General features: G+C 60.5%; 10 protein-coding genes. 4 read left to right on the top strand and 6 right to left on the bottom strand.

Annotated features, from left to right (window positions below; all coding sequences use genetic code 11):
• The coding region (locus tag JNL55_RS25265) for a flagellar basal body rod protein FlgB (RefSeq protein WP_293860856.1) at positions 1 to 198 on the bottom strand (198 nt) is incomplete at its 3' end.
• Positions 199 to 583: 385 nt separating this feature from the next.
• On the opposite strand from JNL55_RS25265, the gene JNL55_RS25270 reads away from it, so the two are divergent.
• Together JNL55_RS25270 and JNL55_RS25275 are read left to right on the top strand one after the other, a co-directional pair.
• A complete protein-coding gene (locus JNL55_RS25270; RefSeq protein WP_293860859.1) occupies positions 584 to 847 on the top strand; it encodes a hypothetical protein in 264 nt (87 codons plus the stop codon).
• 423 nt (positions 848 to 1,270) lie between these two features.
• Complete coding sequence (locus JNL55_RS25275) at positions 1,271 to 1,783, top strand: DUF4124 domain-containing protein (RefSeq protein ID WP_293860862.1); 513 nt, start codon at positions 1,271 to 1,273, stop codon at positions 1,781 to 1,783.
• A 101-nt stretch (positions 1,784 to 1,884) separates the two neighbouring features.
• On the opposite strand, the gene cadR is transcribed toward JNL55_RS25275, so the two are convergent.
• On the bottom strand, positions 1,885 to 2,349 hold the full coding sequence (cadR, locus tag JNL55_RS25280; protein ID WP_293860865.1) for a Cd(II)/Pb(II)-responsive transcriptional regulator: 465 nt from the start codon (positions 2,347 to 2,349) through the stop codon (positions 1,885 to 1,887).
• 92 nt (positions 2,350 to 2,441) lie between these two features.
• Between cadR and JNL55_RS25285 the strand changes: the two genes are divergently transcribed.
• Both JNL55_RS25285 and JNL55_RS25290 read left to right on the top strand, forming a co-directional pair.
• On the top strand, positions 2,442 to 3,080 hold the full coding sequence (locus tag JNL55_RS25285) for a cation transporter (RefSeq protein ID WP_415923164.1): 639 nt from the start codon (positions 2,442 to 2,444) through the stop codon (positions 3,078 to 3,080).
• Between the two features lie 84 nt (positions 3,081 to 3,164).
• Complete coding sequence (locus JNL55_RS25290; protein WP_293860871.1) at positions 3,165 to 4,055, top strand: cation diffusion facilitator family transporter; 891 nt, start codon at positions 3,165 to 3,167, stop codon at positions 4,053 to 4,055.
• Here JNL55_RS25290 and JNL55_RS25295 read toward each other — a convergent pair.
• From JNL55_RS25295 to JNL55_RS25310, 4 genes are all read right to left on the bottom strand, one after another.
• A complete protein-coding gene (locus JNL55_RS25295; RefSeq protein WP_293860874.1) occupies positions 4,050 to 4,541 on the bottom strand; it encodes a hypothetical protein in 492 nt (163 codons plus the stop codon). The genes JNL55_RS25290 and JNL55_RS25295 overlap by 6 nt on opposite strands.
• Positions 4,542 to 4,882: 341 nt before the next feature.
• Positions 4,883 to 5,359, bottom strand: coding sequence for a DUF411 domain-containing protein (locus tag JNL55_RS25300; RefSeq protein WP_293860877.1), 477 nt, complete (start codon positions 5,357 to 5,359; stop codon positions 4,883 to 4,885).
• Positions 5,360 to 5,460: 101 nt separating this feature from the next.
• Positions 5,461 to 5,799, bottom strand: coding sequence for a P-II family nitrogen regulator (locus JNL55_RS25305; RefSeq protein WP_293860880.1), 339 nt, complete (start codon positions 5,797 to 5,799; stop codon positions 5,461 to 5,463).
• Positions 5,796 to 6,935, bottom strand: a 1,140-nt coding sequence (locus tag JNL55_RS25310; RefSeq protein WP_293860883.1) for an efflux RND transporter permease subunit, incomplete at its 5' end; no start/stop codon positions are given. The genes JNL55_RS25305 and JNL55_RS25310, both read right to left, overlap by 4 nt.

Here is a 6,935-nt window from a genome sequence, read left to right on the forward strand (position 1 = left end):
GGCCGGGCACGTCGCGGTCACTTCGGGTGGGGCTGCGCGCTCAAAGGCGGCGAGGGCGGCGCGAAAATCAATGTCACGTGCCTTGAAGTTCGGCGTATCGGCGTTGGCGATGTTCTGCGCCGCCAGCTCCAGGCGTCGGGCGTGCAGATTCAGCGCTTGGGCGGAAAGACCCGGTTCGGCATCCAGATTGAATCCCATGTCACTTGCGCCAGAAAAACGTTAGTAGGAAACGTTCGAAGCAGATTGCATGCCAAGTCATTGCGTCGGCGGCCCTGTCGTCGCAGGTTAGTATGATTTCGCGACGTGCCGTACTGGCGGGCAGACCTCCGCACGTGTGTGGCCGCCTCGCGAGGAAGCCATGCGCGGATTCCAGAGGGGCCGCGGTCTGTCTCATCGCGGCATAGGTGTCGACTGCATCCGTGCGGCCCGACATCGCGAAACTCCGATCGTACGAAAGTTGCGCCCACGGGTATCGCCCATTATCGAATGGGTGTGTAGCCGAGCTTTCGGGTAACGCAAAAAGCCGCGCGGCTGCGTTACCAGTGCGCGGTCGGATAGAACACGTAACCCCAGAGGAAATACTATGAAAGCGATTATTCCTGCCGTAGCTGCGATGATCTTTGCAGTGAGCCCCGCCTTTGCAAGTGAAGGCCATTGCGATGCCGACATCAAGGCAGTTGATGCGGCGCTGAGTAAAGCGAAATTAAGTGATGCCGATGCAGCGACCGTTAAAGCCGCGCGCGCAAAGGCGGAGGGACTTCACAAGGCGGGCAAGGAGGAGGAGTGCGAAAAATCACTGATGGGCGCCCACAAGCTGCTTGGTATCAAGGAGGAGCATCAGGAGTAGCCTGGCCATTCACTGTATTCACGGGAGGCTGGGGCATCGTTCGAATGCCCCAGCGTGCGAGTGCTGGATGAGCTTGCCCTAAATGTCGCTCGCCACGACACACCCGACGGAACAGTGATGTTGTCAGGCCAGTCAGGTATCGCCTTCTCTTTATGAATGCATCATGTTGTGGCATACAACGCTGCACGACCGGCAGCAGAACAATCACAGCGCCTACCAGAGCGCCTACAATGCCCCCGTACGTATCGTCATCTCGCTAGCCATCTCGACTAGGGATCTTGGTCGAGTCAGGAACGTTCGGCTTTGAACTTCTGTCTAAAGCCTGACGGCACGGTATCGGTGAGACGGCGCGTCAAAGTTCACGTAGTCGGCTGACCGAAGCCGGTTGACGAGCGAGCAGTAGAACTCGGCTGAGGAGGCGACATGAGTGCAGCTATCACGGCACGCGGGCGCTTTCAGAGCGCCTTGTGGCTGGTATTTGGGACGATCGCGCTCGGCTTGTTGAGTAGCCCAGGGAGCGGACTTGCCGGCGAGATTTATAAGTCTGTGGATGCAAGGGGACGCGTGACGTACTCCGATCGGCCATCGCCGCAGGCCGAGCGCATCGTGATCCCAACGGATCCCACCCTTTCGGATGCAGACCGCGCGCGTCTGGCCGAGGATCAACAGGCGCAAGCCCGGCTGCAGACGGGCCGCGCCCAGCGCGCCGACATGGCGAAGCAGGAACAAGCCCGTCGCGCTGAGGCGGAACAGACGCGAGGCATACAATGCCGTCAAGCACGCGATCGATATCTGATGTTCGCCGAGAGCGGACGACTGTATCGCAGGGATGAGCAGGGCAACCGCGTCTATTACACCAGTGCGGAACTTGATGCCGAGCGCACGAAGGCGCAACAACGGATGAAAGAGTTGTGTGACGCCGAGACGGGCCGCTGAGCCGTGAGTTTTACAAGCACCGTTGCGAACGGGGCCACCGCCCGGGGCGAGCACGGATTGGCGGCTGTAGGCGTATAGCGCATCGAGTTAACGCGCCTGGCTTAGCTGCCGCGGCGCGCGTGCGAATGCGCGCGCTGCGCGGACTTCTCGATCGTCTTTGGATTCAGATGCCCGATGCCCTTCAGGATCTCGCAGTTTTCCACCGACAGAACGTGCTGACATTTTGCGCGTAGCGAACGCAAGGTGCGATCGAGTTTCTTGAGCTCGGAAATTCGATCGCGCACGTGCTCGATGTGTTCGTCCAACAAGCGATTGACGTCCGTGCATGCTCGAGACGGATCGGAGCGCAATGAGAGCAGCGCGCGAATTTCTTCGAGCGTCATATCGAGCGTGCGGCAGTTTCGGATGAACTGCAAAGCATCCAGGTGATGCTTTTCATATAAGCGGTAATTGCCTGCGCTGCGGCCCGCCTTGGCCAGTAGGCCTTCCCGCTCGTAGTAGCGGATCGTCTCGATCGGACATCCGCCCAGCTCGCTCAACTCGCCGATTTTAAACAGCTTGGGCATGGTCGAGGCCTCGAAGAGTGCTTGACTCTAAAGCTACTACAGGGTGTTGAATCACGGTAGCTACAAAAACCGGATGAGGCAAGGTTTCCGCGATGGCTGACAGCTGTTGTTCTTCCGCGTGCTCCACCGAGAGACGTGGCGCAAGTCCGCGTTATCGACGCGTGCTGCAAATCGCCTTGGCGGCGAACGCGCTGATGTTTGTGATCGAACTCGCGCTGGGCTGGCGCGCGGATTCAGTCGCCTTGCTCGCTGACGCAGCCGATTTTGCCGGTGATGCCGCCAACTACGGCATTTCATTGGCCGTGCTCAGCATGGCTGTCGTCTGGCGCTCACGCGCCGCCTTGATCAAGGGATTGAGCATGGGGGCTTACGGCGCGTTCGTGGTGCTTCACGCCCTGTGGAACCTCACGTTGGGCACGGTGCCGGAGTCCATCACGATGGGCGTCGTCGGCATCCTGGCGCTGCTGGTCAACGGAGGCGTGGCGGTCATGTTGTATGCGTACCGCGAAGGCGATGCCAACATGCGTTCGGTGTGGCTGTGCTCCCGCAATGACGCGATCGGCAATGTCGCCGTGGTCATCGCTGCCGTGGCAGTCGCTCGGCTGCATGCCGGATGGCCCGACGCGGGAATTGCGCTACTCATGGGAGCGCTGGCGTTGTGGAGTGCATGGAGCGTGGTGCGGCAAGCCCGCCGCGAGCTGAATTTACAAGCGCACGCGAGCGCAGGCTAATCAGTACGCTATCGGGTGCGGGAACGGAGGAGGGGTGTCATCGATTTATAGCGACACCCACGCGCTTTGACAGGTCTCTCCCCCATGAGCGGAACAAGCATCGCAAGCGCCGGCAGCCGCAATAAACGCCAGCTGACCATCGTCTTTGCGCTGACCTGCCTGTACTTCGTCGTCGAGGTCATCGGCGGATTCTGGACCCGAAGTCTTGCGCTCCTCGCCGACGCCGCTCATATGCTCACGGATGTCGCCGGAGTCGGATTGGCGCTGCTCGCCATTCGCTTTGCCGAACGCCCGGCGACGCCGGAGCGGACTTACGGCTACTACCGAATGGAAATATTGGCCGCTCTCGCCAATGCGGTCGTCCTGGTGCTCGTGTCGTTCTACATCCTGTACGAGGCGTATCAGCGCTTCCGAAACCCTCCGACGGTTGAGAGTGGCTGGATGCTGGCGGTGGCCAGCGTTGGATTGGTGGTGAACCTCATCGGCATTCGGCTGCTCCATAGCGGATCTCAGGAAAGCCTGAACATGAAGGGCGCGTACTTCGAGGTGCTTTCCGACCTGCTGACATCGATCGGCGTCATCGTTGCAGGCGTCATCATGCTGACGACTGGGTGGTATTACGCTGATCCGATCATCTCGGCTGGGATCGGGCTATTCATCGTGCCGCGCACTTGGCACCTGTTGAAGGAGGCCTTGGGCATACTGCTCGAAGGCACGCCGTCCGATGTGAACATTGCCGCCGTGCGCGACAGTTTGCTCAAGCTGCCCGGCGTGGCGGGTCTACACGATGTGCATGTTTGGGCCTTGACCTCGGGCGTCAATGCAATGAGCTTGCACGTTGAACTCTCCCAGGGCTATGGCCACGACGACGTGCTGGATCGTGTCCGCGGGCACGTCACGACGCAATTTGCAATTCAGCACGTGACGGCACAGATCGAATCGAAGCCCTGTGGCGACCAAGCGTCGCATCTATAGGTGATCTTGGTGAGGCTCGCGGTTGAGCTGAGCGAGAGCTCTTCGCGTCAACGCAACCAGCATGGCCTGGTCGTTGGGGCCTGAGAGCATGAATACAGTCGTGTCGTACCGGCCAACGATTGCCGCTCGCGCCTTGCCATCGACGGCTCCGAATCGTGCTTCAGTGCCAATCCCGCGCAGGGGCTGAAGAGACGCACCCTTCGGGAAGGTTCGTTCGAGTGCGCGGGCGAGGCGGGTGCGAGCGGCCTCCTCGGTTTCATTTGGCAGGATCGAGAAAGTCAGGTTGACGCTTTTGCCCGAGTAGCCGCAGGTATTCGATCGCCGTTCCTTGCCATCTGAATGCAGAGTGTCGGAGCGAACCTCGGTACCAACGATTGAGCTCACGATGGAGCCGGGCAACAGATCGCAAGCCGAGGGCACGTCGACGGCATGGCTGTACGGCGGAATCAGGGATGAGATCGCGAGAAGGACAAGCTGCATTCGCATAGCCTCGACTCCTGTACCATTCAGCGTTCACTAGTGCCATCGATGGCGCTGCCGTCAATTTGCCAACCCCGGCGCTTCAAGCATCGGGCCACAGCGGGGTGCGTCGGTGGCAGGAATATGCCGCGATTGAACGGACCAACCTGCTGAAGCCGGCAGGCCCGCAGTGCCGTCTGAAAGGGATCGGGAGGCGTACCGTTGCTCGGTGCGAATGACAGTACGCAGCCAACAAGCAGGAGCGCAACGACAGCCAATCCGGTTTTTGAAGCCCATGCTTCGAAGACGTGTCTCGGAGTGTTCGGTATCGGGAGCGGCACGTTTGTCATCACTGCACCGTGCGTTGGTCACTGCGTGCCCTGGGGCCATTCGCGAAGCTGACCATCGGGCTCGACTAGTCGCACCTGGCCGTCACTATCGACTACCTTTTGTTTGTGCTCTTCGCCCATGGTCGTCGCCGCCTGCGTGGCAAGGCCGAGGGCGACCGGTCGTTCGGTCGCAAGTCTTCGAAGTGCAGATGCCGGGACGTGCCCTTCGAGGAAATATCCAAGGTACCTGGCGACGTGGCAGCCGTGCAGGTGGGCGGGCACTCGTGCGGACTGGCGAACGAACTCCAGGGTCTCGTACTCGCGCAGTCTGACGGTATAGCCGGCAGCTTCCAGCGCTCGTTTCCATGCGAAGGCGCACTGGCAGCCGTGCACGCGATAAATATTGACCACACGTTCCGGGGGTATCCCAAACAAATGATCCCAGTTTCCCAGCACTCCACCAATAACGGCGACGAGGACTGACACGACGACAGCGATGCGCAGGCGTCTGCGCAAGTCCTCCCGTTCAGCAGCTTCCGCAGCAAGCCGTCGCGCTCGAAGGCTTTGTCGACCGGTCGATGACATGACCTTGGGTCAGCACAAGGCTGGCGTGACCATCAAGCGGCCGTCCCTTCGACAATATCGCCGCCAATGGGCAAGGCCTGTTCGATGGGGCTGACATAGACCCAGCCGGACATCTGAGTTCCGATGCGAGCGATCCATCTGATGATGGTCGTGACCGTATCCACCTCGCCGTCCTCGCAGACGAGCGAGAGACAGACCTCCGAAATCGCGAGTCCGCCGGCATCCACCGAGTAGGTTTGCTCATTCTCGCTGACCGGCTTCAGCATGCCGGTCACGGTCTGAGAGGAAATGTTCCGGAAACCAGCATCCGCCAGCGCTTGTACGACAGCTGCGGCCCGCACGTGATGAATGAATGCAGTGACAAGTTTCATGAGTGAGACTCCTGTAACGTCTGCGCGGGCGCAACCCGGACCGAATCAGGCCGATAGGCCATGCGGTACAAACCAGGCAGTACTAGCAAGGTCAGCAGCGTGGACGAGAGAATGCCGCCGATGACGACGGTTGCCAGCGGTCGCTGGACTTCCGCGCCCGTGCTCGTGTTCAACGCCATCGGCAGGAATCCGAGCGCTGCCACCAGTGCGACCATCAGGATCGGACGTAAGCGCATCATCGCGCCTTCACGAATGGCTTCGTCCAGTCCCAAGCCGTTGGCTAATCGATCTCGGAATGCGGAGACCATCATCACGCCGGTGAGCACGGCGACGCCGGACAGTGTGATGAAGCCGACGCCCGCGGTGATCGATAAGGGTATGTCACGAATCCAGAGTGCGATGACTCCGCCGGTGAGCGCCAATGGCACACCGCTGAAGACCAGCGCTGCATCCTTCGCCGAGCCGAATGTCATCAGCAGCAACGCGAAAATCATCACCAGCGTCACCGGCACGAGCACGGCGAGTCGCTGGGATGCCGATTGCAGCTGCTCGAACGTGCCGCCGTAGTTGAGCCAATAGCCGGCCGGGAGTTCGATCTGCTGCGCGATTTTGTCTCGTGCTTCCGTCACGAAGCCGCCAAGGTCGCGGCCGCGCACATTGGCGGAGACGACTAGGCGACGCTTGCCATTCTCGCGGCTGATTTGATTCGGCCCCGGGGCGAGCTTGAGTGAGGCGACTTCACCGAGCGGCACGTAACCGCCTTCGGGCAGAGGTATGGGAAGTCGGGAAAGATTGGTGACATCCGCACGCAGATGCTCGGGCAGTCGCACCACCACGCCGAAGCGCTGATCGCCTTCGAAGATCTGACCGGCTTCCTCACCGCCGGTCGCCGCCGAAAGCACGTCTTGGACATCCGCGACGTTCAATCCATAGCGGTATAGGGCCGCACGATTCGGTTCGACGGACAGAACGGGAAGGCCCGCCACCTGTTCGACCTTCACGCCCTCGGCGCCATCGATGCCATTCAAGACCCGCGCAACGGCGTTACCTGATTTCAACAACTGATCCAGATTGTCGCCGTAGATCTTGATGCCCAGATCCGAACGCACACCCGAGATCAGCTCGTTGAAACGCAA

This window comes from Steroidobacter sp., from assembly GCF_016790065.1.
In the GTDB taxonomy this organism is placed as follows: Bacteria; Pseudomonadota; Gammaproteobacteria; order Steroidobacterales; family Steroidobacteraceae; genus Steroidobacter.

What these genes read in the sequence shown, in the direction of transcription:
- JNL55_RS25275 (WP_293860862.1), top strand. Translation starts at nt 1,271, where the DNA reads ATGAGTGCAGCTATCACGGCACGCGGGCGCTTTCAGAGCGCCTTGTGG.
- JNL55_RS25285 (WP_415923164.1), top strand. Translation starts at nt 2,442, where the DNA reads ATGGCTGACAGCTGTTGTTCTTCCGCGTGCTCCACCGAGAGACGTGGC.
- JNL55_RS25270 (WP_293860859.1), top strand. Translation starts at nt 584, where the DNA reads ATGAAAGCGATTATTCCTGCCGTAGCTGCGATGATCTTTGCAGTGAGC.
- cadR (WP_293860865.1), bottom strand. Translation starts at nt 2,349, where the DNA reads ATGCCCAAGCTGTTTAAAATCGGCGAGTTGAGCGAGCTGGGCGGATGT.
- JNL55_RS25295 (WP_293860874.1), bottom strand. Translation starts at nt 4,541, where the DNA reads ATGCGAATGCAGCTTGTCCTTCTCGCGATCTCATCCCTGATTCCGCCG.
- JNL55_RS25290 (WP_293860871.1), top strand. Translation starts at nt 3,165, where the DNA reads ATGAGCGGAACAAGCATCGCAAGCGCCGGCAGCCGCAATAAACGCCAG.
- JNL55_RS25305 (WP_293860880.1), bottom strand. Translation starts at nt 5,799, where the DNA reads ATGAAACTTGTCACTGCATTCATTCATCACGTGCGGGCCGCAGCTGTC.